Annotated in this window: 24 protein-coding genes and 1 pseudogene; 12 read left to right on the top strand and 13 right to left on the bottom strand. The window is 75.1% G+C overall.

The window, feature by feature from the left end:
- The first annotated feature begins 158 nt into the window (after positions 1-158).
- Entirely contained in the window at positions 159-812 is a 654-nt protein-coding gene (locus tag ACN27A_RS18250; RefSeq protein ID WP_421454967.1) for a ferritin-like fold-containing protein, read from the top strand.
- Positions 813-873: 61 nt separating this feature from the next.
- Here ACN27A_RS18250 and ACN27A_RS18245 read toward each other — a convergent pair whose 3' ends face one another.
- Entirely contained in the window at positions 874-1,101 is a 228-nt protein-coding gene (locus tag ACN27A_RS18245) for a DUF3107 domain-containing protein (protein ID WP_088960194.1), read from the bottom strand.
- 65 nt (positions 1,102-1,166) lie between these two features.
- Positions 1,167-1,805, bottom strand: coding sequence for a TetR/AcrR family transcriptional regulator (locus tag ACN27A_RS18240; protein ID WP_421454963.1), 639 nt, complete (start codon positions 1,803-1,805; stop codon positions 1,167-1,169).
- A gap of 1,977 nt (positions 1,806-3,782) precedes the next feature.
- Between ACN27A_RS18240 and ACN27A_RS18235 the strand changes: the two are divergent.
- From ACN27A_RS18235 to ACN27A_RS18210, 6 genes and pseudogenes are all read left to right on the top strand, one after another.
- Positions 3,783-5,300 (top strand): annotated as a pseudogene (locus ACN27A_RS18235) (hypothetical protein); the annotation flags it as partial.
- A gap of 38 nt (positions 5,301-5,338) precedes the next feature.
- Positions 5,339-6,313 (top strand): alpha/beta fold hydrolase, encoded by a 975-nt coding sequence (locus tag ACN27A_RS18230; RefSeq protein ID WP_421454961.1) that lies wholly within the window; start codon positions 5,339-5,341, stop codon positions 6,311-6,313.
- 104 nt (positions 6,314-6,417) lie between these two features.
- Positions 6,418-7,269, top strand: coding sequence for a DUF3152 domain-containing protein (locus ACN27A_RS18225; protein WP_421454959.1), 852 nt, complete (start codon positions 6,418-6,420; stop codon positions 7,267-7,269).
- Positions 7,270-7,376: 107 nt separating this feature from the next.
- Positions 7,377-8,222, top strand: coding sequence for a DUF3152 domain-containing protein (locus ACN27A_RS18220; protein ID WP_421454956.1), 846 nt, complete (start codon positions 7,377-7,379; stop codon positions 8,220-8,222).
- 41 nt (positions 8,223-8,263) lie between these two features.
- Positions 8,264-9,514, top strand: a complete 1,251-nt coding sequence (moeZ, locus tag ACN27A_RS18215; RefSeq protein ID WP_421454953.1) for an adenylyltransferase/sulfurtransferase MoeZ — start codon at positions 8,264-8,266, stop codon at positions 9,512-9,514.
- Positions 9,515-9,614: 100 nt separating this feature from the next.
- The gene (locus ACN27A_RS18210) at positions 9,615-10,436 is read left to right on the top strand and encodes a squalene--hopene cyclase (protein WP_421454950.1); all 822 of its coding nucleotides are present in this window, start codon (positions 9,615-9,617) and stop codon (positions 10,434-10,436) included.
- Positions 10,437-10,467: 31 nt separating this feature from the next.
- Here the strand turns inward: ACN27A_RS18210 and ACN27A_RS18205 are convergent, their stop codons facing one another.
- The 8 genes from ACN27A_RS18205 to proB all read right to left on the bottom strand — a co-directional run bounded on the left by ACN27A_RS18205 (position 10,468) and on the right by proB (position 16,042).
- Positions 10,468-10,983, bottom strand: coding sequence for an SUKH-4 family immunity protein (locus ACN27A_RS18205; RefSeq protein ID WP_421454948.1), 516 nt, complete (start codon positions 10,981-10,983; stop codon positions 10,468-10,470).
- Positions 10,984-11,064: 81 nt separating this feature from the next.
- Positions 11,065-11,685: a hypothetical protein gene (locus ACN27A_RS18200; RefSeq protein ID WP_421454947.1), complete on the bottom strand. Its 621-nt coding sequence runs from the start codon at positions 11,683-11,685 to the stop codon at positions 11,065-11,067.
- Positions 11,682-12,299 (bottom strand): hypothetical protein, encoded by a 618-nt coding sequence (locus tag ACN27A_RS18195; protein WP_151456502.1) that lies wholly within the window; start codon positions 12,297-12,299, stop codon positions 11,682-11,684. Before ACN27A_RS18195 ends, ACN27A_RS18200 begins: the two co-directional genes overlap by 4 nt.
- Positions 12,292-12,786, bottom strand: coding sequence for a hypothetical protein (locus ACN27A_RS18190; RefSeq protein ID WP_311413102.1), 495 nt, complete (start codon positions 12,784-12,786; stop codon positions 12,292-12,294). The genes ACN27A_RS18195 and ACN27A_RS18190 overlap by 8 nt, the downstream gene beginning before the upstream one ends.
- A gap of 27 nt (positions 12,787-12,813) precedes the next feature.
- The gene (locus ACN27A_RS18185) at positions 12,814-13,140 is read right to left on the bottom strand and encodes a hypothetical protein (protein ID WP_132230860.1); all 327 of its coding nucleotides are present in this window, start codon (positions 13,138-13,140) and stop codon (positions 12,814-12,816) included.
- 2 nt (positions 13,141-13,142) lie between these two features.
- Positions 13,143-13,541, bottom strand: coding sequence for a YbaB/EbfC family nucleoid-associated protein (locus ACN27A_RS18180; RefSeq protein ID WP_421454942.1), 399 nt, complete (start codon positions 13,539-13,541; stop codon positions 13,143-13,145).
- Between the two features lie 87 nt (positions 13,542-13,628).
- Positions 13,629-14,873, bottom strand: coding sequence for a glutamate-5-semialdehyde dehydrogenase (locus ACN27A_RS18175; RefSeq protein ID WP_421454940.1), 1,245 nt, complete (start codon positions 14,871-14,873; stop codon positions 13,629-13,631).
- Between the two features lie 11 nt (positions 14,874-14,884).
- Complete coding sequence (gene proB / locus ACN27A_RS18170) at positions 14,885-16,042, bottom strand: glutamate 5-kinase (protein WP_421454937.1); 1,158 nt, start codon at positions 16,040-16,042, stop codon at positions 14,885-14,887.
- 13 nt (positions 16,043-16,055) lie between these two features.
- Here proB and ACN27A_RS18165 point away from each other — a divergent pair, with 13 nt between their 5' ends.
- From ACN27A_RS18165 to ACN27A_RS18155, 3 genes are read left to right on the top strand one after another with little or no spacing between them, the layout of a single operon-like run.
- A complete protein-coding gene (locus ACN27A_RS18165) occupies positions 16,056-16,367 on the top strand; it encodes an MGMT family protein (RefSeq protein ID WP_421454934.1) in 312 nt (103 codons plus the stop codon).
- A 32-nt stretch (positions 16,368-16,399) separates the two neighbouring features.
- A complete protein-coding gene (locus ACN27A_RS18160) occupies positions 16,400-17,878 on the top strand; it encodes an MFS transporter (protein WP_421454931.1) in 1,479 nt (492 codons plus the stop codon).
- Positions 17,879-17,905: 27 nt separating this feature from the next.
- Positions 17,906-19,498, top strand: a complete 1,593-nt coding sequence (locus tag ACN27A_RS18155) for a pyridoxal phosphate-dependent decarboxylase family protein (RefSeq protein ID WP_421454929.1) — start codon at positions 17,906-17,908, stop codon at positions 19,496-19,498.
- A 40-nt stretch (positions 19,499-19,538) separates the two neighbouring features.
- On the opposite strand, the gene ACN27A_RS18150 is transcribed toward ACN27A_RS18155, so the two are convergent.
- Together ACN27A_RS18150 and ACN27A_RS18145 are read right to left on the bottom strand one after the other, a co-directional pair.
- Positions 19,539-20,738 carry a hypothetical protein gene (locus tag ACN27A_RS18150; RefSeq protein ID WP_421454926.1) on the bottom strand — a complete coding sequence of 400 codons (1,200 nt, stop codon included), beginning with the start codon at positions 20,736-20,738 and terminating at the stop codon, positions 19,539-19,541.
- Positions 20,731-21,285: a SigE family RNA polymerase sigma factor gene (locus tag ACN27A_RS18145; protein ID WP_421458514.1), complete on the bottom strand. Its 555-nt coding sequence runs from the start codon at positions 21,283-21,285 to the stop codon at positions 20,731-20,733. Before ACN27A_RS18145 ends, ACN27A_RS18150 begins: the two co-directional genes overlap by 8 nt.
- A gap of 187 nt (positions 21,286-21,472) precedes the next feature.
- On the opposite strand from ACN27A_RS18145, the gene ACN27A_RS18140 reads away from it, so the two are divergent.
- Together ACN27A_RS18140 and ACN27A_RS18135 are read left to right on the top strand one after the other, a co-directional pair.
- Positions 21,473-22,063, top strand: coding sequence for an NADH-quinone oxidoreductase subunit B (locus tag ACN27A_RS18140; protein ID WP_132231313.1), 591 nt, complete (start codon positions 21,473-21,475; stop codon positions 22,061-22,063).
- Positions 22,064-22,122: 59 nt separating this feature from the next.
- Positions 22,123-23,439, top strand: a complete 1,317-nt coding sequence (locus ACN27A_RS18135) for a DUF2252 domain-containing protein (protein WP_132230867.1) — start codon at positions 22,123-22,125, stop codon at positions 23,437-23,439.
- 6 nt (positions 23,440-23,445) lie between these two features.
- On the opposite strand, the gene ACN27A_RS18130 is transcribed toward ACN27A_RS18135, so the two are convergent.
- Positions 23,446-24,492 (bottom strand): glucose 1-dehydrogenase, encoded by a 1,047-nt coding sequence (locus ACN27A_RS18130; protein ID WP_421454923.1) that lies wholly within the window; start codon positions 24,490-24,492, stop codon positions 23,446-23,448.
- Between the last annotated feature and the right edge of the window lie 74 nt (positions 24,493-24,566).

Below are 24,566 nucleotides of genomic sequence, written 5' to 3'. Positions count from 1 at the left end.
GATCAGCCTGGGTCAGGTCGGCGCCCGCGGCAACTGCTCCATGCTACCTGAACCGACCCGGAGGCGTCCCGATTCCATCCGCACGCGCCACGCCGGGGGCCACCCATGTGACCTGCGTCACTTCTGGCCGGCTTGCCGGCGGGCGGTAGCCTGCGCTCGTGCCCGCGACCGATCTGCCCGACCGTGCCGTCGTCGACCTGCTCGGCCTGGTGGCCTTCGGTGAGCTGCTCGCCTTCGAGCGGATGGCCGTCGACGCCCGGCTCGCCCCCGACCTGCGCCGGCGGGCGGCCCTGGGCGAGATGGCCGCCGCCGAGATCGGCAACTACCGGCGGCTGGCCGACCGGCTCGTCGCGCTCGGCGTGCTGCCCGACGACGCCATGGCGCCGTACGTCGAGCCGCTCCAGGCGTACCACGACTCGACCGAGCCGAGAGACTGGGCGGAGGCGGTGACGAAGGCGTACGTGGGCGACGCCATCACCGACGACTTCCTCCGGGAGATCGCCGCGACCCTGGCCGAGCCGGACCGTCAGCTCGTCCTCGACGTGCTGCACGACTCGTCGTACGCCGACTTCGCCGTCGCCGAGATCCGGGCGGCCGTCGAGGCCGATCCGAGGGTGGCCGGCCGGCTCTCGATGTGGGCGCGGCGACTGGTCGGCGAGGCGCTGTCACAGGCCGGCCGGGTGGCCGCCGCCGAGCGGGGAACGCTCACCGCGCTCGTCGCACAGAGCGGGCGGGTGGACGTGCCGGGGCTGTTCGGGCGGCTGACCGCGGCGCACGCCACGCGGATGGCCGCCGCCGGGCTGAACAACTGACCGCGACCGGGCGTCCGCGACGGGCGATCGTCGGGTCACCCGTCGCGGCCGACCGGACCACTCAGCGGACGGTGAACCCGACCGCGCGCGGCGACGCCTCGGCGATCTCGACGTAGGCGACCTTGTTGACCGGCACGATGACCCGCCGGCCCTTCTCGTCGGTCAGGGAGAGGGTGCCCTCGTCCTTGCCGAAGGCGTCGGTCACGATCTGCTCGATCTCGGCCGGCGACTGCGCGCTCTCCAGGACCAGCTCGCGGGGCGCGTACTGCACGCCGATCTTGACCTCCACTGTGCCTCCTCATTCGGGCGAAAGAGCCGCCGTTGGGAAGGCTATCCGATCTCGGGGCCGGATGTTCAGGCTGACTCACCTTGCAGCGGGAAGCTGGCGATGCCCCGCCAGGAGAGCGCCGCGACCAGTGCCTCCGCCTCGGCCTTGGGCAGCTGCCGGCCATGGGCCAGCCAGAACTGCGCGGCGGTCTCGGCCGCGCCGACCAGGCCGGAGGCGAGCAGTTCGGCGTGCGCCCGGCTGATCCCGGTGTCGGAGATGATGGTGTCGGTGATCGCCGCGATGCAGCCCTGCTCCACCCGCGCGACGCGCTGGCGCACCGCCGGGTCGTTGCGCAGGTCCGACTCGAAGACGAGGCGGAACGCCTCGCTCTCGTGGTCGACGAAGTCGAAGTACGCCCGCACCGACGCGCCGACGCGCTCCTTGTTGTCGTTGGTGCCGCGCATGGCGTCGTCGACCTTCGCGAGGATCGCGTCGCAGTGCGTGTCCAGCAGGGCGAGGTAGAGATCCATCTTGCCGGGGAAGTGCTGGTAGAGCACGGGCTTGGAGACTCCCGCCCGCTCGGCGATGTCGTCCATCGCGGCCGCGTGGTAGCCCTGGGCGACGAACACCTCCTGGGCCGCGGCGAGCAGTTGCTTGCGGCGCGCGGAACGGGGCAGGCGGGTGGGCCGGCCGGCGGTCTGGGCACCGTTCCCCACAGCGGTCATGGGAACCTCCGAGTCTCTTCGTACGAGCCGGCAATTCACCCGAACCGGTCGGGGCCCGGGGACCCGTCGCGGAATTGGCCCGCCGCTGTAACTTATCGCCACTGTCACCACACGGTAGCCTCAGCGAGGGCGACCAAGGAGTGCGCGGTGAGTGAAACAGGGCAACCCGGTGCCGCCAACCCGGGGGAGCACGGTGACGGGACGGGTCCGCGGGACGACCTGGCCCGTCCCGGCAGCGGGTGGGCGCCCCCGGCGGCCAGTTGGTCCCGGGGCGGGGAGATCTCCGGCCACCGCGAGCCGGCCTCGCCATGGGGTCCGCCCGAGCCGTCCCCCGGGTGGGCCGCCTCGTCCCCGCGGCACGGCGACCTGCCGCCACCACTGCCCGGCCCGCCGGCCGCGGCCGAGCCGCCGGCCCGGGTCAACGGCCACCACGCCAACGGCGTTGACCACGCCGCCGACGACGCGCCGGTCAACCGCCAGGTCCCGGTGAGCGCCCCGCCCGGCATCCCCGGCGACCAGCGCCGCGACCCGGGCAACGACCGGCTGGTGGTGCCCGCACAGCGCCCGGCGCCGACGGCCGAGCAGCCGCCCGGGACGCAGCACGGGTTCACCGACCCCGAGTCCCGTCCGGCCCGGCGCTCCGCCGAGGACCCGTCGGCCGGCCGCCAGAACCGCTGGTCGGAGCCGGGGCTGCCGACGTCGGCGCCCCCCGCCGTCCAGGTCCCGCCGGTGGGCACCGCCGCCAGCGGCTTCGAGGTGCCGCCCGGCTTCCACGCGCCGACGGCCGACCGTGCCGCCGCCGACGAGCCCCCGTCGGCCGCCGGCCCGGCGCGCGGCTGGAGCGACCACCACGCACCGGAGCCGTCGGCCCCCGGCCCGCGCCACTTCCCGCCGCCCACCGAGCGTCCGCCCACCGAGCGCCCGGTCGATGCCGCGCCCGCCACGGGCGACCGCGCGACGGCCGGCGACCGGCTCGTCGGCGTCGACCGCGCGCTGGGCGCGGACCGCGCCTTCCGCGAGGACCGGGCCGCCGACCCGGTCGCCGCCGGCACGGACGGCGCACCGGGGGAGTTCGGCCAGGACCGCGCCGCCAGCCGGCCGGGCCAGGGCCACGCCCCGGACGGCCCCCACGCGGAGCGGACGCTGGGCGCCCCCGGCCAGGACCGCGCGCCGGGCGGTTTCGACCAGGACCGCACGGCGCCCGGGTTGGACCAGGACCGCAGGGCGGCCGCATTCGACCGGGACCGCACGGCGCCCGGGTTGGACCAGGACCGCAGGGCGCCCGGGTTCGACCGGGACCGCACGGCCGCCGGGTTCGACCAGGACCGCACGGCGGGTGGGTTCGAGCAGGAGCGCGCGGCGGGTGGGTTCGAGCAGGAGCGCGCGCCGGGCGGGTTCGACCAGGACCGCGCGCCGCACGCCGCGGGGCACGAGCGGGCCGGGCGTGGCTTCGGCGCGGATCCGGGCGCCGACCAGTCCCCGGTCGGCGAACCGACGGCCGGTGCGCAGCACGTTCCGGGCGGCGACCGGGAAGCGTCGTCCCGGTCGGAACCGGGCGGTTCGCGACAGTCTGCCGCCGAGTGGCCGCCGAGCACCGAACCGGACTGGACCGGCCCGAACTGGAACCGCCCGAGCTGGGGCGCCGCGTGGGCGCCGCCCTGGTCCCGGGAGGAGGCCGAGCCGGTGGGCCGTCGCTCCCGGGAGGAGGCCGAGCCGGCGGGGCGTCGCGCCCGCGAGGAGCCCGAGCCCGTCGGTCGCCGGTCCCGCGAGGAACAGCCGCCGGCCTGGGCCGGTGAGCCGCAACGACCGCAGGAGCCGGCGCGCGCCGAGGCTGCGCGCCCCTACGACCCGCCCCGCGAGCCCGGCCGCCCCTACGACGTCGCCCAGACCACGCCGGTGCCCCGGCCGGCGTACGAGCGACCGTCCGCCCCCGCCGACCGGCTCACGGGGCCCGAGGCCGAACCGCCGGCTCCGACCGAGCGACCGGCCTGGGCATCGGGCGGGTCGGTCCCCGCGCCGGCGGGCGCGCCCCCGCTCGCGTACGCCCCGGAGACCACCGCCGCGGCGGCCCGCGCCGAGGACACCCCGGACCGGGTCACCCGGCCGTTCCGGCTCCGGCCGGAGAGCGCGGAGCCGGCTCCGAGGCCGCCGGGCGGCCCGCAGCCCGCCGCCGAGGCCGCCACCAGCGGGTTCGGGCGGCGTGAGCGCACCCCGTCCGGGCCCGCCCCGACGAGCGCACCTCCCTACGCGGCCCGCCGGTCCGCACCCGAGCCGGCCCCGGCGGCCCTGCCGGCCGCCGCCGACCAGGTGCCGGACCCCGCATCGGCGGTGTTGCCGCAGCGCGTCCCCGCCGAGCCGGACGTGCCCGTCGTGCCGGAGCCGCCAGCCGTGGAGCCACCCGCCGAGACCCCCGAACTCGCCCGCATCGCCACCCATCTGCGCCGCGAGGACGAGCCCGCCCCGCCGCGGGAGCGTCCGGAGGGCTTCGACGTCAACGCCATCCTCGACGCCGTCCGTGGCGTGGCCGGTGTCCGCGACGCGGCGCTGCGCCGTACCCCGGCCGGCGCGCACAGCCTGCGGCTCGACCTCGCCGACGGGGCCGACCCGGCCGAGGTGAGCCGGCAGGTCGCCCGCCTGCTCCAGGACCGGATGGGGCTGGCCGCCGCGCCGCAGAACCTGCCGGGCATGCCGGCGGCACCCGCCCCGCCGGTGCGCCGCCGGTCGGCGGAGCCGCGCGGCGCCGACCCCCGGTCGGCGGGCGTCGCGGCACGCCCCGCCGAGCCGTCCCCCGCCGAGCCCCGGGTGCCCGGCGCCAGGGTCACCGGCGGCCCGTCGGAGGCCGCGTCGACCCGGGCCGAACAGCGTCCCGAGGCGGCGCCCGAGACCCCGCGCCGGCGCCGGCAGCCCGTCGCCCCGCACCGGGGCCGGGCCACGGTGGAGGAGCCGGGCTCGGTCTCCGCCGCCCCGGCGGGGACTCCGGCCGGTGCCCCGGCGACCGTCGGTACGTCGTACTCCGGTGGGCAGGTGACGACGACGGAGACCGCGCCGTCCCGGCCGCTGGACACCGGCGGCGCGGTGGGCCCCCGGGTGGTGATCGACCACGTCCAGGTGAGCACCTTCGGGCTCGACGCCACCGTGGAGGTGCGCCTGCTCGCCGGCGGGGAGAGCGCCGCCGGCTACTCGACCGGGCCGGCCGTCGACGGGTACGTGCTGCGGCTCTGCGCCGTGGCCGCGGCGGCGGCGGTGGACGAGCTGCTGCGCGGCGGCGAGCCCGGCCCCGACGCCGGCCCCGACCGTGGGCGTTGCTTCGTCGAGCACGCCGCCGTGGTGCCCTTCGGCAACTGCGACGTGGCCACGGTCGTGGTGCTGCTGGTCTGCGACGGCTGGGTGGAGCAGCTCGTCGGCTCCGCGCTGGTCGCCGGCGACCCCCGGCAGGCGGTCGTCCGGGCCACCCTGGCCGCGGTCAACCGCCGGATCGAGGCGCTGCTGGCCTGAGCGCTGCCGGTCGTTGCGGCCCCGGGCAGACTGGAGTCATGAAGCGCGCCACCCTCCGGCCGGACCACCTCCTTCCCGAGCACTCCGTCCCACCGCCCTGGCCGGGGCGGGAGGTACGCCTCGACGGCACGGTGACGTACGTCCGGGACACGCCGGCCACCAGGCCCGGCGCGGAGCCGGCGCTCTACGTGCACGGGCTCGGCGGTTCGTCGCAGAACTGGACCGACCTGGCGTACCTGCTCGCCGACCACCTCGACGGGCAGGCCATCGACCTGCCGGGGTTCGGCCGCAGCGAGCCGGGCCGCCGGTACACCGTCCCGTCCTTCGCCGACCGGGTGATCCGCTGGATCGAGCACTCCGACCGGGGGCCGGTACACCTGTTCGGCAACTCGCTGGGCGGGGCAATCTCGGTGCAGGTGGCGGCGGTACGGCCGGACCTGGTCCGGAGCCTGACCCTGATCTCGCCGGCGCTGCCGTTCCTGGACTTCCGGCGCTCGTTGCAGGGCCGGATGCTGCCGCTGCTGGCGATCCCCCGGGGCGAGCGCCTGGCCGCCTGGCGGCTGGCCCAGATCGCGCCCGAGGTGATGGCCCAGCAGGTGATGGAGTCCTGCGTGGCCGACCTCAGCCGGATCTGCGACCAGCGCCGGGAGGAGGCGCTGGAGGAGATCCGGGTGCGGCACGAGGCCGCGCACTACGCCGCCGCGTACGTCCGGACGTTCCGGGGCCTGGTCTCCAGCTTCCTGCGGTCGTACCTGCCGGGGTCGGGGTCGCTGTGGCGGCTCGCCGCGACGGTCGAGGCGCCCACCCTGGTCGTCGGCGGGCGGGCCGACCGGCTGGTGGACGTGCGGGTGGCCCCGCAGACGGCCCGCGTCGTCCCGGACAGCCGGCTGCTGATGCTCGACGGGGTCGGCCACGTGGCACAACTGGAGGTGCCGCGCCTGGTGGCCCGGGCCGTGTTGGGCCTGCTCACCGAAACGGGGGACACCCTCAGGCGGTCCGACATGGCAGGCTGACCGGGATGTCCCCTGCCCGTCACCCCACCCCGACCCGTCGTGCCCCGGCTCCCCTCGAGGGCCGCCGTCGCGCCTCGGCCACGTCGCCCCCACGGGACGGCGGCGTGGACCTGACCCGCCCGCGGCACCGCCGTCCGGAGCGTCGGCGGCGCCTCACGGGGCTGGTCGCGCTGGTCCTCGCCGTCGGCGCGGCGGTCGCGGTGATCGCCGACCGGCGGGGCGCCGACGTCGGGGCGGAGGCGCTCACCGCCGGGGAAGTGGCACCCGCGCCGATGCTCGCGCCGGGGGCGGCCTCGCCGCTGCCGTCGGCGCCGGCCGCGACGCCCTCGGCCGTCGCGCCACCGCCGGCCGTGCTCCGGCTGCCCGGGCCGGTGCCGTCGGCGGGCCGGGGCAGCTTCGGCTACGACGACCGGGTGGGCCCGGTGCTGGGTGACGCGGGCACGCTGCGCCGCTACCGGGTCGCTGTGGAGACGGGCGCCGGCGAGGACGCGGGCGAGTTCGCCACCGCCGTCGAGCGGGCGCTCGCCGGGCCGGGGAGCTGGGTCGACGGTGGGCTGCGGTTGCAGCAGGTACGCGCCGTCTCCCGGCACGACTTCACGGTCTACCTCGCCACGGCCACGACGGCGGGCCGGCTGTGTGCCGCCGGCGGGGTGGACATCCGGGTGGGCGGGAAGCCCTACACGTCGTGCCGGGCGCCCGGCAAGGTGATCATCAACCTGGACCGCTGGCGGCTCTCGGTGCCGCACTTCGTGAGCGCCAAGGTGCCGCTGTCGGTCTACCGGACGTACGTGGTGAACCACGAGGTCGGGCACCAGTTGGGGCACCGGCACGAGCGCTGCCCCGGCAGGGGCCGGGTGGCGCCGGTGATGATGCAGCAGACGCTCTTCCTGAACGGCTGTGTCGCCAACCCCTGGCCGTACCGGGACGGTCGCCGGTACGCGGGCCCGCGGCTCTGACCGGCGGCGATCGGGCGTCGGGCGCCGGCTGAGTCCACCCCTGGGAGCATGAGCAGGGTTCGCGTTTTTCGCGGCGTAATGCCCGATTGGTGTGGCACGCTCGGTCCATGACGTCGTCGTCCCCTTCCGACCCGACCGGCCCGGCCCGCCGCCCGACGCCGAACCGGCCGCCGTCACCCCGGCCGACGCGCTGGTGGCGGCCGTCGGCCCCGCTCCGGAACCGCCGGGTGGTGGGGCTCGGCGTCACCCTCCTGCTCGCGGCGACCGCCGCCGTGACGTTGGCCCGGGCCGGCGACCCCGCGCCCGTGCCGACCACGGGCGACGGGAACCGCACGTCGTACGCGGCGGGGACGAACGAGCGGGCGCGGCCCTCCGCCTACCCCCGCACGGGTACGGGCGACTTCACCACCGCGCCCGGCGACTCCCCGGTGCGGGGCACCGACGGGCCGCTCCGGTACTACCGGGTGGCCGTGGAACAGGGCACCGACCAGGACGTCGCCGCCTTCGCCGCCACCGTGGACGAGGTGCTGGGCGACCCCCGCAGCTGGATCGCCTCGGCGGAGCTGCGGCTGCGGCGGGTGGCGGAGGCGGACGACGCCGACTTCACCGTCTACCTCGCCACCCCGGAGACCTCGGAGCGGATGTGCGCCGAGGGCGGGCTCAGCACCGAGGGCTACACCTCCTGCCGGCTCCCCGGGCAGGTGATCATCAACCTGGCGCGCTGGCTGGAGGCGGTCCCCGACTACGGGGCGCCGCTGGAGATCTACCGCGCCTACGTGGTCAACCACGAGGTGGGCCACGAACTCGGCGAGGAACACCAGGCCTGCCCGGCGCCCGGCGAGCCGGCGCCGGTGATGCAGCAGCAGACGTACGGCCTGGACGGCTGCGTCGCCAACGCCTGGCCGTACGTCGACGGCTCGCGCTACGACGGCGAGCTCGTTCCCGGCACCTGAGTTATTCCCCTTCCCGCAGTTCGGGCGACGTGTCGCTCCTCATGGCCGATCGAGGCCGGTGCGAGCGACAATGGGCCGGTTCGCCTTCAGCCGATCCCGGGGAGTCCACCGTGTCGTTGCCCCCGCTCGTCGAGCCCGCCGCCGAGCTGACCGTTGACGAGATCCGCCGCTACTCGCGCCACCTGATCATCCCGGACGTCGGGGTCGAGGGGCAGAAGCGGCTGAAGAACGCCCGGGTGCTCTGTGTCGGCGCCGGCGGCCTCGGCTCGCCGGCCCTGATGTACCTCGCCGCCGCCGGGGTCGGCACGCTCGGCATCATCGACTTCGACACCGTCGACGAGTCCAACCTCCAGCGCCAGATCATCCACGGCGTCTCCGACGTCGGCCGCTCCAAGGCCGAGTCTGCCGCGGCCTCGATCCGCGAGATCAATCCCCTGGTGAACGTGGAGATCCACAACACGGCGCTGGACCGGGAGAACGTGCGGGACATCTTCTCCCGCTACGACCTGATCGTCGACGGCACCGACAACTTCGCCACCCGCTACATGGTCAACGACGCGGCGGTGCTGCTCGGCAAGCCGTACGTCTGGGGGTCGATCTACCGCTTCGACGGCCAGGCGTCGGTGTTCTGGGCCGAGCACGGCCCCTGCTACCGCTGCCTCTACCCGGAGCCCCCGCCGCCCGGCATGGTCCCCTCCTGCGCCGAGGGCGGCGTGCTCGGCGTGCTCTGCGCGTCGATCGGCTCCATCCAGGTCAACGAGGCGATCAAGCTGCTCGCCGGCATCGGGGAGCCGCTGGTCGGCCGGCTGATGGTCTACGACGCCCTGGAGATGAGCTATCGCAAGATCAAGGTCCGCAAGGACCCGAACTGCGTGCTCTGCGGCGAGAACCCCACGGTCACCGACCTGCTGGAGGACTACGAGGACTTCTGCGGCGCGGTGTCGGTGGAGGCCCAGGAGGCGGTGGTCGACGCGACCATCACCGCGCTGGAGCTCAAGGAGTGGCAGGACGCGGGCAAGGACATCTTCCTCGTCGACGTCCGCGAGCCGGCCGAGTACGAGATCGTCCGGATCCCCGGCGCGACGCTGATCCCCAAGGGCGAGATCATCTCGGGCGAGGCGCTCGCCAAGCTGCCGCAGGACCGGCAGATCGTGCTGCACTGCAAGTCCGGGGTCCGCTCGGCGGAGGCGCTCGCCGCGCTCAAGGCGGCCGGCTTCCGCGACGCGGTGCACGTGCAGGGCGGCGTGCTCTCCTGGATCAAGCAGATCGACCCGTCGCTGCCGGCGTACTGACCCGCGCCGTCGGCCGAGGTCGCGGCGGGCCGTCCCGACCCCCGCGGCCTCGGCCGAATCGCCGAGGCGTGATCACGTTTGCGCAGGTAGCGTTGCCGCCGTGGTCGACATCGATGCGGCGGTCGGGTTCGTCGTGGCACACGGGGACGCGGTGGACCGCGCCCGGCTGTCCCGGCTGCGCACCGGCGCGCCGCCACCTCCCGGACTGCTCGACGACGCCGAGGTCGGCCAGGCACCCGACGGCGGCTGGCCGGCGACGCTGGGCGGGGCAGTCTCCTCCGTGGACGCCACCTGCTTCCGCCTGTCCGAGTTGGACGATCTCGGCGCGCTCGGTCGTCCGGCCGCCCGCCGGGCCCTGGACTGGCTGGCCGCGCGGCAGTCGCCCGACGGCGGCTGGGAGGAGGACCCGACGCTGGCCGACGTGGCCCCCGAGTGGGCCAGGCCGGGCGACCCCGAGGCGGGGTTCCACCTGACCGCCAACGCCGGGTTCTGGCTGACCGTCGCCGGCCTGGACGCGCGGGCGGCCGGGCCGCTCGACCACCGGGTCGGCGGCGCGTACGCGGGCGTCGTGCACGCCGCCGCCCAGTCGCTCGTCGCGCGGCTGCGCCCGGACGGTAGCTGGCCGTCCTTCCTGCCCGCCGGCTGGCTGAGCGCGGCGGTCCTGCACCGGCAGGAGATGTTCCACGAGGCGGCGCGGATCCAGGTGATCCTCGCCGAGCGGGTGCCGGAGCTGTCCCCGGGCGACGTGGCCTGGCTGGCCGCGACGCTGCGCCGCGTCGGCATCGACGGGCAGGACTGGCTACTGGGGCGGGCGCGGCGGCGGCTGGCCGAGACCCAGCGCAGCGACGGCGGGTGGGAGAGCGACGACGGGCCCCAGTTCGACGTGCACACCACGCTGAGCGCGATCCGGGCCTGCCGCTGAGGCTCCACCGGCCGGCGGGTGGCGCGCGGCCTCACTTGAGCTGGCTGATCACCAGCGGCCACCAGGCGTCCGGGGCGAACGCGGCGCGGTCGATGCTCTCCAGGACGGTACGCAGCGTCTCCGCCCGCTCGGCCCGGCCCGGCTTGCCCTCGTCGGCCTCCACGAAGAGCGCGAACTGGTAGAGGAACTCGACGAAGGTGCGGAAGGTGCTGTTGACGGCCTGGATGTCCTGCTGCTCCAGGTCGAACTGGAGGATCTCGCCGGTCCCCGGGTCGAGCACGTAGAGCAGCTCCGGGTTGTCGGCGACCGCGCCGACCACGATCAGCCGGATGTCCAGGGAGCCGTCCTCGGTGCTCAGCTGGATCGTGTCGAACAGCTCGATGTCGCCTTCGAGGAACGCGGTGTAGACGACCGCCACGTCGAGCGGGATCTCGTCGCCGGCGGGGAGCAGGTCGGGCTCGAATCCCCCCTCCAGCCACGCCTCGCGCGGGTACGGGATGAGCTCGTCCTCGTTCCACAGTGAGCGGAACCGGGGGTCAGCGGCCATCGGTGGTCCTTTGCGTCTCGGGTGTGGAGGGGGTGCGGGCGCCGCAGGTGGCGGGGCCGGGACGCCGGGTGCGCAGCGGCGTCAGGAGGCCAGGTCGGCGGCGATCAGCAGGCGTCGCCAGTTGTCGGCGTACTCGCCGGCGTGCCGGCCCTTGCGGAGCCGCTGGTCCCGGACGCCGGGCCCGAGGACGACGGCGACCAGCTCCGGGTAGCCGGGACCGAGCACGTGCTCGTCGAAGAACGTGGCCACGTCGGGCGCGACGACGGTGAACTCCACGTCCTCGTCGGGGTGCTCGTACTGAAAGACGTAGTCGTCGGGCTCCATCCAGTAGACGTCGAGGTCCTCGGTGTCGAGGCGGATCGGCGCCCCCGCCCCGATCTCGCCGCGCAGCCGGGGCGGGATGCTGTGCACCTCGTGGCCGACCGCGAGCGGGCTGCCCATCGGGTCGTCCTCGTCCACCGTGCGGGCCGCCCAGGCCGCCGGGCTGCGGATCTCCTCGGGCGGGTCGAACCGGAAGTTGTCGCCGGCCAACCGGCCGAAGAGACCGTAGACCTCGGCGACGCCGGGCAGGTCGGGGATCGGCTCCAGCGGGGTCGGCTCGCCGATGACCACGCCGAAGCCGTGCTCGGCCTCCAGGCGCCGCAGCAGCGTGAGCTTCTCCCGGATCCGGTCCAGCCGCGCCGGGTCCTGGGGGGCGGTCACGGGATCACCTTCACGATGACCGGGGTGCCCTCGGGAACGTCCCGCAGCGCGACGGAGATGTCGCTGCCGAGCTGGCGATTCGTCCAGGCGTCCATCGGCCTGAGGTTATCGTACGTGTCCGTTCCGTCCAGTTGCAGCTCCTGGATGTGGTCGGGGTCGTAGCCCTGGCCCCGGGCGGTGATCGGCCCCTTGCCCGCGTAGAGGCGCTCGACCACGTTCTTGTTGGCCAGGTACTTGTTCGTCTCCGGGGTGCCCATGTCCTGGGTGAGGCGGCCGTCCTTGGTGAGGCTGCGGATCATCCGGTCCCGGTAGATGTTGGTACGGGTGCGGCGCTTGCCGGTCGACGGGTCGTACACCTTGTTGCTGTCGCGGTCCGACGGCGCCTTCTTCAGCGCCCCGTCCTGGCCGAGCCGTTGCAGGTCGCGGGCCTTGCGGTCGAAGTCGCGCCGGTCGAAGTCCGGCCGGTTCTTCAGCACCAGCACCGCCGGGCCCTTCGGCTTCGTGCCGGCCGACTTGGCGGTGCGGAAGACGTCGGCGTTCTCCAGGTAGGCCGAGACGACGCGGGCGCCCTTGGCCTGCGTCTGCCGGGGCGGGCTGGTCCGCTTCCTAGCCATTGAGCACCGTCTCCACGGCCATGCCGATGAGCTGGTCGATGATGAGACCGGTGATCATCTTGAAGATCGGGATCTGGAGGAGGGACGCCCCGAAGGTGACCGCCGCCGTCACGATGGCCTGCGCGATCTGGATCGCCAGCAGGGCCAACTGGATGATCACCTGGATCTTCAGGGCCAGCACCACGCCCGCCGCGACCATCAGCCCGACGCCGATGACGGTGGCCGGGCGGGCGACGTCGGCGATGTTGCGCGCGGCCGACTCGCCGTCGTTCCACTCGCCGGCGAAGGCGGTGAAGCTCTCGCCCCGGTTGTTGTCGAGCACCGTCCGCGCCGCCGCCTCCAACTGCGCGACCGATCCGGAGATCTGGCCGGCCATGCCGGTCCACTCCCCGGCGAGCTGGAAGATCGCCGTCTCGTCCGACTGTGGCCACTCGTAGCCGAGCATCGAGAGCAGGGAGGCGAGCTCACCCGGGAGCGTCAGTCCCACCGGGGCTCCTTTCGTGGTCGGGGCGGCTCAGGCACCCAGCGAGCCGAGGATCGAGCGGAAGGACGCGGCCGCGTTCTCCTCGGCGGCGCGGTAGCCGTCGGCCATCCCGCGCAGGCCGTCGACGTAGCTCTCCAACTCGGTGATGTTGGTGCCGAGGCACTCGGCCAGCGCGTCCACGCACGCCTGGTGGGCGACGCCGAGCAGGGATCCGATGTCGTCGCCGCCGAAGGCCGCGGCGTAGCCGCCGGCCGCCGCCTGGAAGCCCTCGAAGACCTGGCGGACGGACTCCTTGGCTCGTTCCAGCTCGTCAGCGCCGCGACCCAGCGCGTCGAGGTCGACGTCGAGGCTCTCCACGCTCAGCTCCCGTGCAGTTTCCGCATTGTCTCGCTGACGGCCTGGCTGATCTCCCGCATCTGCCGCAGGCCCTGGTCCTGGAGGCGTTCGATGGTGGCGGTCATCGCGGCGAGGTCGGGCATCGGTTCGGTGGCGGCGACCCCGTCGTCCTGGCCGTCGAGCGCGGCGTTGACCGCCTGGCGCAGCTCGGCGGAGAGGTATTCCGAGCCCTCCCGGAGCACCCGGGGGTCGATGTCGACGGCGCTCACCCGGCCGTCGGTGCCGAGCGTGACCCGGATGCGGCCCTCGGCGGCCTCGGCCACCGACTCCACCCGCTCCCGGGGCGTGGCGGCGCCGCCCACCTCGCGCAGCGCGGCCCGCGCCTGCGCCAGTTGCTGTTCCAGGGCACTCTCGCCCAGCATGCCGCCTCCCCAAGACAAGCTGTGCCGAACCCGCACCAGCGTAACGGTCACCCACAACCGCGCGGGCGCCCCGGCACGGCCGCACGATCAGCCGCGCAGGTGGCCGTCCCCGGTGACCACGTACTTGGTGGAGGTCAGCTCGGGCAGGCCCATCGGGCCGCGCGCGTGCAGCTTCTGCGTGGAGATGCCGATCTCCGCGCCGAAGCCGAACTCGCCGCCGTCCGTGAACCGGGTCGAGGCGTTGACCATCACGGCCGCCGCGTCCACCCGGGCCACGAACTCCCGGGCGGCGGTGGTCGAGTCGGTGACGATCGCCTCGGTGTGCCCGGTGCCGAACCGCCGGATGTGCGCGACCGCCGCGTCGAGCGAGTCGACGACGGCGACCGCGATGTCGGCGGAGAGGTACTCGGTGGCGAAGTCGGAGTCGGTGGCCGGCCGCACGGCGGCCGAGTGGGCGGCGACCCGGTCGTCGCCGTGCACGGTGACGCCGGCCTCGGCGAAGGCGGCCAGCATCGGCGGCAGGAAGGCGTCGGCGACCGCCGCGTGCACGAGCAGCGACTCGGCGGTGTTGCAGGTGGAGAGCCGCTGGGTCTTCGCGTTGAGCGCGATCGCCACGGCCTTGGGCAGGTCGGCGGCGGCGTCGACGTAGACGTGGCAGTTGCCCACGCCGGTCTCGATCACCGGCACGGTGGACTCCTCGACCACCGTGCGGATGAGGGACGCGCCGCCGCGCGGGATCAGCACGTCGACCAGGCCCCGGGCGCGCATCAGCTCCTTGACCGAGTCGCGGCTGCTGGCGTCGAGCAACTGGACCGCGTCCGCCGGCAGGCCAGCCTCGGCAACGGCGTCGCGCAGCACCGCGACCAGGGCGGCGTTGGAGTGGGCCGCCGACGACGAGCCGCGCAGCAGCGCCGCGTTGCCGGACTTCAGGCAGATGCCGGCGGCGTCGACAGTCACGTTCGGCCGGGCCTCGTAGATGATCCCCACCACGCCGAACGGCACCCGGATCTGGCGCAGCTCCAGCCCGTTGGGCAGGGTCGAGCCCCGGACCACCTCGCCCACCGGGTCCGGCAGCGCGGCCATCTGCCGCAACGCGTCGGCGATGCCGGCCACCCGCCCCGCGTCGAGGGCGAGTCGGTCCAGCACGGCCGCGCTCAGTCCGGCCTCGCGCCCGGCCGCCAGGTCCGTCGCGTTCGCGGCGAGGATCTCCGGCGTACGCGCCACCAGCGCGTCGGCCATCGCCACCAGCGCGGCGTCCTTCGCCGTACGCGTGGCGACGGCCAGCGCCTCCGCCGCCGTACGCGCCCGCCGGGCCTGTTCGCTCACGCTCATCGCCGCACTCCTCACAACAGCACGAGGTCGTCGCGGTGGACGACCTCCCGTTCGTACGCCGGGCCGAGCGCCGCGGCGAGTTCCGTGGTCGACCGGCCGAGCAGCCCGGGCAGCTCGACCGCGTCGTAGTTGACCAGTCCCCGGGCGACCGGCGCGCCCTCGACGTCCACCAGGTCGACCGGGTCGCCCGCGGTGAACGCCCCGTCCACGGCCGTGATGCCGGCGGGCAGCAGCGACTTGCGGCGGCCCACCACCGCCGCGACCGCGCCCGGGTCGAGGTGCAGCCGCCCCCGGGGCGAGGTGGCGTGGGCGAGCCAGAAGAGCCGGGCCGTCGGGCGGCGGCGGCTCGGGTGGAACAGGGTGCCGACGGGCTCGCCGGCCAGCACGGGGGCGGCCAGCGGCGCGGCGGTCAGCACCACCGGGATGCCGAACCCGGTCGCGATCCGGGCCGCCTCCACCTTGGTCACCATGCCGCCCGTGCCCACCCCGGCCCGGCCGGCGCCGCCGATGTCGACCCCGGTCAGGTCCCGCTCGTCGTGCACCTCGCTGATCCGGCTGGAGCCGGGGTGGGTGGGGTCGCCGGTCCAGAGGGCGTCCACGTCCGAGAGGAGCACCAGCAGGTCGGCGTGGACCAGGGCGGCGACGAGCGCGGCCAGCCGGTCGTTGTCGCCGAACCGGATCTCCTCGGTGGCGACCGTGTCGTTCTCGTTGACGATCGGCACCGCCCGCAGGTCGAGCAGCTTGCGCAGGGTGCGGTACGCGTTGCGGTAGTGCGCCCGCCGGGTCACGTCGTCGACGGTGAGCAGCACCTGCCCGACGGTCAGCCCGTGCCGGGCGAAGGCGGCCGCGTACCGGCCGATCAGCAGGCCCTGCCCGACGCTGGCGGCGGCCTGCTGGGTGGCCAGGTCGCGCGGGCGCCGGGACAGCCCCAGCGGCGCGAGGCCGGCGGCGATCGCGCCGGAGCTGACCAGCACGACCTCCCGGCCCTCGGCGGCGAGCGCGCCCAGGGTGCCGACGAGCGCGCCGACCCGCCCGTCGTCCAGCCCGCCTTGGGCGGTGGTCAACGAGGAGGATCCGATCTTGACGACGACCCGCCGGGCCGCCGTGACCATGTCACGCACCCGCCCATTCTGCGTGGTCGGTCCCGGCACGCCCCGGCGCGTTCTCATATCGTGGCCGGTCGTGAGACCTGACGAGTACGTCGAGGCGGTGCTGGAGCTCGTCGAGCGGATCCCGCCGGGCCGGGTGATGTCGTACGGGGCGGTGGCCGACGCGCTCACCGAACGCTCGGGGCGGGCGTCGGCCCGGCTGGTCGGCTCGATCATGGCCCGGCACGGCGGGGGAGTGCCCTGGCACCGGGTCGTGAACGCGGCCGGCCGGCTGCCACCCGGTCACGAGCGCGAGGCGCGGGCCCGGCTGCGCGCCGAGGGGACGCCGCTGCGCGGCGACGGGGTGGACATGAGGGCGAGCTGGTCCCCCGAGGAGGGGATGTGACCCGTGCCATAACGTGAGTAACATTCGGCGTCATGGACGCGCCCTCGGGTGGAGCTGCTCCGGTCGCTGGCGTGCTGCCGCGCCGGGTGCACGCCGGCTATGCGCTCGGATCGCTGGCGACCGGCGCGTTCGGCACCGTGCCCGGCCTGCTCCTGCTGCCGTACCTCACCGACACGCTCGGCGTCGCGGCGGGCGTGGCCGCCCTGCTGGTGCTCCTGCCGAAGGCGTGGGACGTGCTGGTCAACCCGGTCGCCGGCCGGATCTCCGACCGCACCCGGTCGCGCTGGGGCGCCCGCCGGCCGTACCTGCTGGTCGCCGGGCTCGCGCTCGGCGTGCTCTTCGCCGCCATCTTCGCCGCGCCGTTCGGCGCCGGGCCGGCCGCCGGGGCGTACGTGGCGGTCGCCTTCCTCGCCGCCGCCACGGCGTTCGCCTTCTTCCAGGTGCCGTACGTGGCGATGCCGGCCGAGCTGACCGGCGACTACGCCGAACGTACCCGGATGATGAGCTGGCGGATCGCGGTGCTGGCGCTGGCCATCCTGGTCTCCGGCGCGGTGGCCCCGCTGGTGCGCGACGTGGGCGGCGGGGGCGTCCCCGGGCACCGCTGGATGGGGCTCTTCGTCGCCGGCCTGATCGTGCTCGGGGCGGTCGGCGCCTTTCTAGGCACCCGGTCCGCGCCGTCCGGCACGGTGGGGGAGAGCGAGCCGACGCTGCGCGCCCAGCTCGCCGTCGCCGCCCGCAACCGACCGTTCCGGGCGCTGCTGGTCTGCTTCGTGGTGCAGTCCGCCGGGGTGGCCACCGTCCTCGCCGGGGTCAACTACTTCGCCGACCAGATCCTGCGCGATCCCAAGGGCGGGCCGACCGTCCTGTTCGCCTGCTTCGTCGGGCCGGCGCTGCTGGTGATGCCGCTCTGGACCCGGGTCGGGGCGCGGGTCGGCAAGCTCGCCGCGCTGGTCGCCGCCTCGCTGATCTTCGCGGTGGGCGCGCTGGCCCTGGTCGCCGCCCCGGTGCTGCCCCCGCTCGCGGTCTACCTGCTGGTCGCGCTGATCGGCGTCGGCTACGCCGGGCAGCAGGTGTTCGCCCTCGCCATGCTCCCGGACTGCATCGCGTACGACACGGCGCGCACCGGCCGGCGGCAGGCGGGTGTCTTCACCGGGCTCTGGACGGCCGGGGAGACCTTCGGGCTGGCCCTCGGGCCGGGCATCTTCGGCCTGGTGCTCCAGCTCAGCGGCTACGTCTCCTCCGACACCGGCACGGCGGCCACCCAGTCCGGCACTGCCCGCCTGGGCATCCTGCTCGGCTTCACGGTCCTCCCCGCCCTCCTGGTCGGCCTGGCGGTCCTGGCCCTGCGCCCCTACGACCTGACCCCGGCCCGCCTGGCCACCGCCGCTGCCACCCAACCCCCGCCCCCGCCCCCGCCCCCACCCACCCCCACCCCGACCCCCACCCCGACCCCGCACCCCCGCACCCACCCCGCCGATCATGCGGTTGTGGTGGGGGAGGAAAGCCGCTGACCCCCACGGAAAGGGCACCACGACTCCATGATCGACGAGGGAACCGAGCGGCGGGCGCTGCCCGGGAACGGGCTGCCCGCCGAGCGGGTGTTGGCGGAGGTGTCGGCGTTACGCGCCGCCGACCGGCCGACGCACGGGGGGCGGCTGTTCGCGTACGTCTACGACCCGGCGGTGCCGGGGCTGGACGAGCTGGCCGCCGCCGCGTACGCCGGCAGCGCCCACGTCAACGGGCTCGACCCGACCGCCTTCCCGTCGCTGCTGGCGATGGAGAACGCGCTGGTCGGCGCCGCCGCTCGACTGCTCGGCGGCGGCCCCGGCAGCGCCGCGCCGGACGTCGTCGGCAGCGTCACCAGCGGCGGCACCGAGTCGCTGATCCTGGCCGTGAAGGCTGCCCGGGACGCCCACCCGGAGATCGCGGCGCCCCGGATCGTGGTGCCGGCCAGCGTGCACGCCGCGTTCGCCAAGGCGGCGCACTACCTGCGGGTCGCCGTGGACACGGTGCCCGTGTCGGCGTCGACGCTGCGGCCCGCCGTCGCCGACGTGGCCGCCGCCATCGGGCCGGAGACCGTGCTGGTGGCCTGCTCCGCCCCCTCGTACGCGCACGGCGTCGTCGACCCCGTCGCCGGGATCGCGGCGGCGGCGGCCGAGGCCGGGGTGCGCTGCCACGTGGACGCGTGCTTCGGCGGCTGGACCCTGCCGTACCTGCGCCGCCTCGGGGCGGACGTGCCGCCGTTCGACTTCGCCGTCGCGGGGGTCACCTCGATCTCGGTGGACCTGCACAAGTACGCGTACGCCCCGAAGGGCGTGTCGGTCCTGCTGCACCGCGACCCGGCGCTGCGCGCCCCGCAGTACTTCGCGTACGCGGACTGGCCCGGCTACACGATGGTCAACCCGGTCATCGCCTCCACCCGTTCCGGCGGACCGATCGCCGCCGCGTACGCCACCCTGCGGCACCTCGGCGACGACGGTTACCTGCGGCTCGCGGCGGCCACCCGGGACGCCGTCGCCGGCCTGGCCGACGCCGTCCGCGCGGTCGACGGGCTGCGGCTGATGGCCGAGCCGGAGTCGACTGTCGTCTGCTTCACCGCCACCGATGCGGGCCTCGACCTATTCGTCCTGGTCGACGAGCTGGCCGCCCGCGGCTGGCACACCCAGCCCCAGCTGTCGTACGCCGACCTGCCGCCGAGCGTGCACCTGACGGTGACCGCCGCGGTGGCGCCGCGGGTGGCGGAGTTCGGCCCGGACCTGGCCGACGCCGTGGCCGCCGCCCGGGCCGCCGGACCGGTGGCGCTCCCCGCCGAGCTGCTCGCCCTCGCGACCACGCTCACCCCCGACGCGCTCACTCCCGACCTGGTCGCGGGCCTGGCCGCCGGCCTGGGCCTGACCGCCCCCGCCGACGCGACCGGTCCAGGCCGCTCCGCCGATTCCGCGGATGCCACCGGGCCAGGCCGCTCCGCCGGTCCCGACGACGACGCCGGTCCCGACGACGCCGCCGGCACCGGTGGTTCGCCGGCGGGACGGATGGCGGTGGTGAACACCCTGCTCGACGCCGCGCCGCCGGCGCTGCGGGAACGGCTGCTGGTGGAGTTCGTCGGCCTGCTGCAACGCCCCACCTGGTGAGCGGCGGCGTCCACCCCGCCGGGTGGACGCCGCCGCCGGATCACCTGTCCACCCGGACGGCGACGTGGTTGTCCCCGGGGGTCAGGTCCGGCCAGTAGCGGTGGTCGGCGCCGTAGTGGACCAGCCAGACCGACAGGCCCGTCTCAAGGCCCTCCGGCCCGAGGCGGAAGCGGAATGTCCAGCTCCGGCGCTCCCCGGCCGGCACCCCCTCGGTCAGGCACGACGGCCACTCCGGCTGTACGCGGGCCGGCTCGCACCGGTCCCAGTCGCCGCCGTCGGGCGTGCCGAAGGCCTCCAGGTGCCGGAAGGCGACGCGGTCCGCGTCGAGGGACCCCCGGTTGGTCACGGTCACCGTCAGCGTGCCCTGGAACCGGCCGTGCCCGTCCGCCGGTCCGAGGACGAAGGGCCCGGCGGAGATCGAAAGGTCGGTGAGGCGGGAGTCCCGGCCGAAGGTGGTCGGGCCGCCGGTCTGCGCGAACCGTTCGCCGTTCCAGCCGTACGTCCGCCACTGCTGGCGCGCCCAGTACGCCGGAACACTGCAACAGGGCTGGATGTCGGCGACCTGGACGCGGACCTTCCCGTCGGCCACGGCGACGGCGCGGACGTCCTCGAAGCCGCCGTCGCCCCCCTCGTGCGTCCGGGCCACCCGCCCCAGCGTGACGATCCGCCCGGCGGCGTCCCGGTCGAAGGCGACCACCTGCTCCGCCGACGCCTCGCCGATGCGGCAGCCGAGCAGGGCCAGCGTCTCGATGGCGCCGTCCGCGTCGACGTCGCCGTGCGTGACGCTGATCAGGTACGGCCGGTCCACCTCCGGCGTGGTGGCCGGCAGCAGGGCGACCCGCGTGGTGTCGGCGCAGTTGCGGCCGGCCCACGCCGGCAGGTCGGGTCGGGCGGCGCGCAGCTGCCGCTCGGTGATCCGGCCGTCCGGCGCGGCCGGTGACGACGGCGCCGACGACGGCGACCGCGACGCGTCGGGTGACGGTCGGGGCGACGGGGACCAGGTCGCCTCGGCCGTCGGCGTCGCCGCCGGCGGTGCCGGCGGCGGGGCGTCCCGCAGCGCCGCGACGGCGGCGATCGGGGCCACCACCAGCGCGACGGTGACCGCCCCGGTCGCGACGGCGGCGTGGCGGCGACGCCGCAGCGTGCGCCGGGCCGCGTCCGGGCCCGGACCGTCGATCCGGTCCGTCAGGTCTCCGCGGTACGCGGCGAAGCGCGCCCGCAGCGGGTCCTGCTCAGGCATGACCGACTCCCTCCGGGTTCTCGTCGAGCAGGGTGGCCAGGACGGCGCGGCCCCGGTGCAGCCACGACTTGACCGTTCCCTCGGCCACCCCCTCCTGGACGGCGATCTGGGCGACGGACATGTCGGCGAGGTAGTGCAGGACCACCGCCCGCCGGTGCTTCTCGGGCAGCGCCGCGAGCGCCCTGTCGATGGCCACCCGGTCCGGCGTCGGGCCCGGCACCTGCGTCTCCACCCGCCGCTGCCGCAGCAGGTGGCCGCGGGCGGTACGCAGCCGACGCCACCGGCTGCGGGCGAGGTTCCAGGCCACCCGCCGGATCCAGGCCACCGGGTCGTCGTAGCGGGCCAGCCGGTCCCACCGGGCGAGCGCCCGGCAGAACGCCTCCTGCGCCAGGTCCTGGGCCTGGGCCAGGTCTCCGGTGTACGCGCAGAGCTGCGCGGTCACGCTGCGGAAGTGCGCGTGGTAGAAGTCGTCGAAGGTGATCGTCGCCGCGCCCTCGCCGGCCCGCGTGTCGACCGTCGGAGGTGGTTCGTTGGCGCGGGCCCCCATCGTCACAGTCACTGTCCCTCCCCGTTCGGGCCGCCGTCGTGTCTGGCGGCGGTAACACTCCACCGGGCAGCGGCCGGTTGCGGCCGGCGCGGTCGTGGATCCGACGGCGGAAGCGGCCACCGACGGGTCGACCGGCGCCGCCGTGGGCTGTGGTTGACTTGTGGCGGTGCTCGGGAAGGAGGCGGTCGTGCAGGTGCCGGGAGTGCTCGGTGAGCCGATCCGGTTCGTGCTGAACTGGGGCCGCCGCTACTCGCTCTGGGTCTTCAACTTCGGCCTGGCCTGCTGCGCGATCGAGTTCATCGCCACCAGCATGGGCCGGCACGACTTCATGCGGCTGGGCGTGATCCCGTTCGCGCACGGGCCCCGGCAGGCCGACCTGATGGTGGTCTCCGGGACGGTCACCGACAAGATGGCCCCCGCGATCAAGCGGCTCTACGACCAGATGCCCGAGCCGAAGTACGTCATCTCCTTCGGCGCGTGCTCCAACTGCGGCGGCCCCTACTGGGATTCGTACTCGGTGACCAAGGGCGTCGACCAGCTCATCCCGGTCGACGTCTACGTGCCCGGCTGCCCGCCCCGGCCCGAGGCGCTGCTGCACGGCATCCTGCGCCTCCAGGAGAAGATCGCCGCCGAGCAGTCCGGGATCGGCGGCGTGCCCCGGCCGGACGCGCTCGCCCCGCCGGTCGACGCCCCGCCGGCCGACGCCGGCTCGACCGGCGTGCTCCCGCGCTCGGCGGAGTCGCTGACCGCCCCGCCGGTCCGCCCGCCCACACCCTGAGCCGTACCGGCCGGTCGGACGAGAACCCCGGTTGGCCGGCGGGGGCTAGCCTGCGCACCATGAACCACTCCGCCGACCAGCGTTCCGCCCACATCGCCGACGTGCTCACCGAGGAGTTCGGCGCGTCGATGGCTCTCGACCCGGCCGCCTTCCGCCGCAAGTTCCGCAAGATGGCCGCGTCGCCGTTCGCCTTCTACCGGGGCAGCGCCTCGCTCTTCTACGCCGACCAGGTCGGCGACTTCGCCGACGACCGGTTCCTCGACGACCGGACCAGCCGGGTGTGGATCCACGGCGACCTGCACGCGGAGAACTTCGGCACGTACATGAACGCGTCCGGGCAGCTCGTGTTCAACGTCAACGACTTCGACGAGGCGTACGTGGGGCCGTTCAGCTGGGACCTGAAGCGGCTGGCGGCCAGCGTGGCGCTGATCGGCTACGCCAAGGCGCTCTCCGACCGGGCGATCAGCGACCTGGTCACCGGCTTCGCGCGGTCGTACCTGACCGAGCTGCGCGCCATCGCCGAGGGGGGCGACGACGCGATCGGCTCGATCACCCTGGACAACGCTGACGGGGTGCTCCGCCGGGTGCTCCAGCAGGCGCGGCTCAACACCCGGGTCGACCTGCTCGCCACGCAGACCACCATCGACAACTACGAACGCCGGTTCTCGCTGGGTGACGGCGTCTTCGAGATCGACGCCGAGACCCGGGAGCGGGTCTGCGCCGCGTTCGAGGACTACCTCGGCACGCTGCCCGCCTCCTCCGCCCAGCTCCGTCCCGTGGCCACCCAGATCAAGGACGTGGTGCTGCGCAAGGGCGTGGGCATCGGCTCGGCCGGGCTGCCGTCGTACAACCTGCTGCTGGAGGGGCACACCCAGGCGCTGGAGAACGACGTCGTCATCTACATGAAGCAGGCCCAGGTGCCGGCGGTGGCCCGGCACATCGCCGACGAGGCGGTCGCGGGCTACTTCCAGCACCAGGGGCACCGCACCGCCGAGTCGCAGCGGGCACTCCAGGCGCACGCCGACCCGTGGCTGGGCTTCACCGAGCTGGACGGGGCCGGGCAGCTCGTCGCCGAGGTCTCCCCGTACGCGGCCGACCTCGACTGGGCGGACGTGAACGAGCCGGAGGAGCTGGCCGGCGTGCTGACCGACCTGGGCCGGGCGGTCGCCCGGATGCACTCGGTGGCCGACGACGAGTCCAGCCACGACCTGGTCGACTACTCCACGGAGGAGGCGATCGTGGCGGCGGTGGACGCCGACGAGGCGGGCTTCGTGACGCACCTGGTCGACTTCGCCCACGCGTACGGCGTCCGCGCCCGGCAGGACCACCAGCTCTTCGTCGACCTGTTCCGCAACGGCCGGCTGCCCGGCCTCTGAGCGGAGTCAGGAGTCGAACTCCAGCACCACCTTGATGTCGTCCGGCTCGGAGGTGTACGCCCCGGCGTACGCCTCCACCGGGACCCGGCGGGTGATCAGCGAGTCGAGCCACGACCGGTCGGCGCGGGCCAGCGCCGCGGCGGCGAGGTCCCAGTGCCGGCGGTTGGCGTTCACCGAGCCGAACACCACGTTGTTCTCCAGCACGAGCGCCCGGTTGAGCGCCCCGGCGTCGAGGTCGATGGTCCGCCCGCCGCTGGAGACGCCGGTCAGGCAGACGATGCCGGTCGGCGCGGCCTTGTACATCACGTCGAGGACGACGACAGGCGCCCCGGTGCACTCCAGCACCACGTCCGGCTCGAAGTCCAGCTCGCTGACGGGCACGGTGTGGTAGGTCGCCCCGAGCGCCCGTACCAGATCCGGCTTCGGCCCGGTGGTGTTGCGGTCCAGCACGTGCACGGCGAGCCCGCGCTGCGTGGCCAGCAGCGCGGCCAGCAGGCCGATCGGCCCCGCCCCGGTGACCAGTACGGTCTGCGGCTGCCACTCGGCGCGGGCGCCGATGCGCTCGATGTGCTCCCACGCCTTCGCCACCACGCTGGTCGGCTCCAGCAGCATGCCGACCGGGGCGAGGGCCCGGTCCAGTCCCACGGCGAACCGGGGTTGCAGCCGCCAGCGGTCCCGGGCGAAGCCGGGCAGGGCCTTGATGCCGTGCTCGGTGAACCGACCGTTGCGGCACATGTCCCACTCGCCGACCGCGCAGTTCGGGCAGGGCACCGGGTCGGGGTGCCGCACGACGCCCGCCACCAGGTCGCCGGGTTGCAGCGTGCCCGACGGGTCCTCCAGCACCCGGCCCAGCGACTCGTGCCCCAGCACCAGCCGGTCCGCGCCGGGCGGCGCCTCGCCGTAGTCGCCGGCGATGATCTCGTGATCGGTGCCGCAGATCCCCACCGCCAGTGCCTCGACCAGGATCGCGCCCTCCTCGGGCGGCGGCTCCGGATGATCGTCGATCAGCCGCAGCGAGTCGGCGACACCCGGGTTGACAGTCACAGCGCGCACGCCCCCATCCTTCCCCGCCCCCGGTCTCCCCCGCCGCCAAAGCCCGACATCCACCCCGCACCTCCACACCCACA

Source organism: Micromonospora sp. WMMD737, from assembly GCF_049179055.1.
Classification (GTDB): Bacteria; Actinomycetota; Actinomycetes; order Mycobacteriales; family Micromonosporaceae; genus Micromonospora; species Micromonospora reichwaldensis.
Note: the sequence above shows the minus strand (reverse complement) of the source record. Positions and strands in the feature narration are given on the sequence as shown.

Excerpts from the sequence above, each read along its gene's own strand:
- ACN27A_RS18240 (WP_421454963.1), bottom strand. The coding sequence starts at position 1,805 with ATGACCGCTGTGGGGAACGGTGCCCAGACCGCCGGCCGGCCCACCCGC.
- ACN27A_RS18230 (WP_421454961.1), top strand. The coding sequence starts at position 5,339 with ATGAAGCGCGCCACCCTCCGGCCGGACCACCTCCTTCCCGAGCACTCC.
- ACN27A_RS18220 (WP_421454956.1), top strand. The coding sequence starts at position 7,377 with ATGACGTCGTCGTCCCCTTCCGACCCGACCGGCCCGGCCCGCCGCCCG.
- moeZ (WP_421454953.1), top strand. The coding sequence starts at position 8,264 with ATGGCCGATCGAGGCCGGTGCGAGCGACAATGGGCCGGTTCGCCTTCA.
- ACN27A_RS18205 (WP_421454948.1), bottom strand. The coding sequence starts at position 10,983 with ATGGCCGCTGACCCCCGGTTCCGCTCACTGTGGAACGAGGACGAGCTC.
- ACN27A_RS18195 (WP_151456502.1), bottom strand. The coding sequence starts at position 12,299 with ATGGCTAGGAAGCGGACCAGCCCGCCCCGGCAGACGCAGGCCAAGGGC.
- ACN27A_RS18180 (WP_421454942.1), bottom strand. The coding sequence starts at position 13,541 with ATGCTGGGCGAGAGTGCCCTGGAACAGCAACTGGCGCAGGCGCGGGCC.
- ACN27A_RS18175 (WP_421454940.1), bottom strand. The coding sequence starts at position 14,873 with ATGAGCGTGAGCGAACAGGCCCGGCGGGCGCGTACGGCGGCGGAGGCG.
- proB (WP_421454937.1), bottom strand. The coding sequence starts at position 16,042 with ATGAGAACGCGCCGGGGCGTGCCGGGACCGACCACGCAGAATGGGCGG.
- ACN27A_RS18160 (WP_421454931.1), top strand. The coding sequence starts at position 16,400 with ATGGACGCGCCCTCGGGTGGAGCTGCTCCGGTCGCTGGCGTGCTGCCG.
- ACN27A_RS18155 (WP_421454929.1), top strand. The coding sequence starts at position 17,906 with ATGATCGACGAGGGAACCGAGCGGCGGGCGCTGCCCGGGAACGGGCTG.
- ACN27A_RS18150 (WP_421454926.1), bottom strand. The coding sequence starts at position 20,738 with ATGCCTGAGCAGGACCCGCTGCGGGCGCGCTTCGCCGCGTACCGCGGA.
- ACN27A_RS18145 (WP_421458514.1), bottom strand. The coding sequence starts at position 21,285 with ATGGGGGCCCGCGCCAACGAACCACCTCCGACGGTCGACACGCGGGCC.
- ACN27A_RS18135 (WP_132230867.1), top strand. The coding sequence starts at position 22,123 with ATGAACCACTCCGCCGACCAGCGTTCCGCCCACATCGCCGACGTGCTC.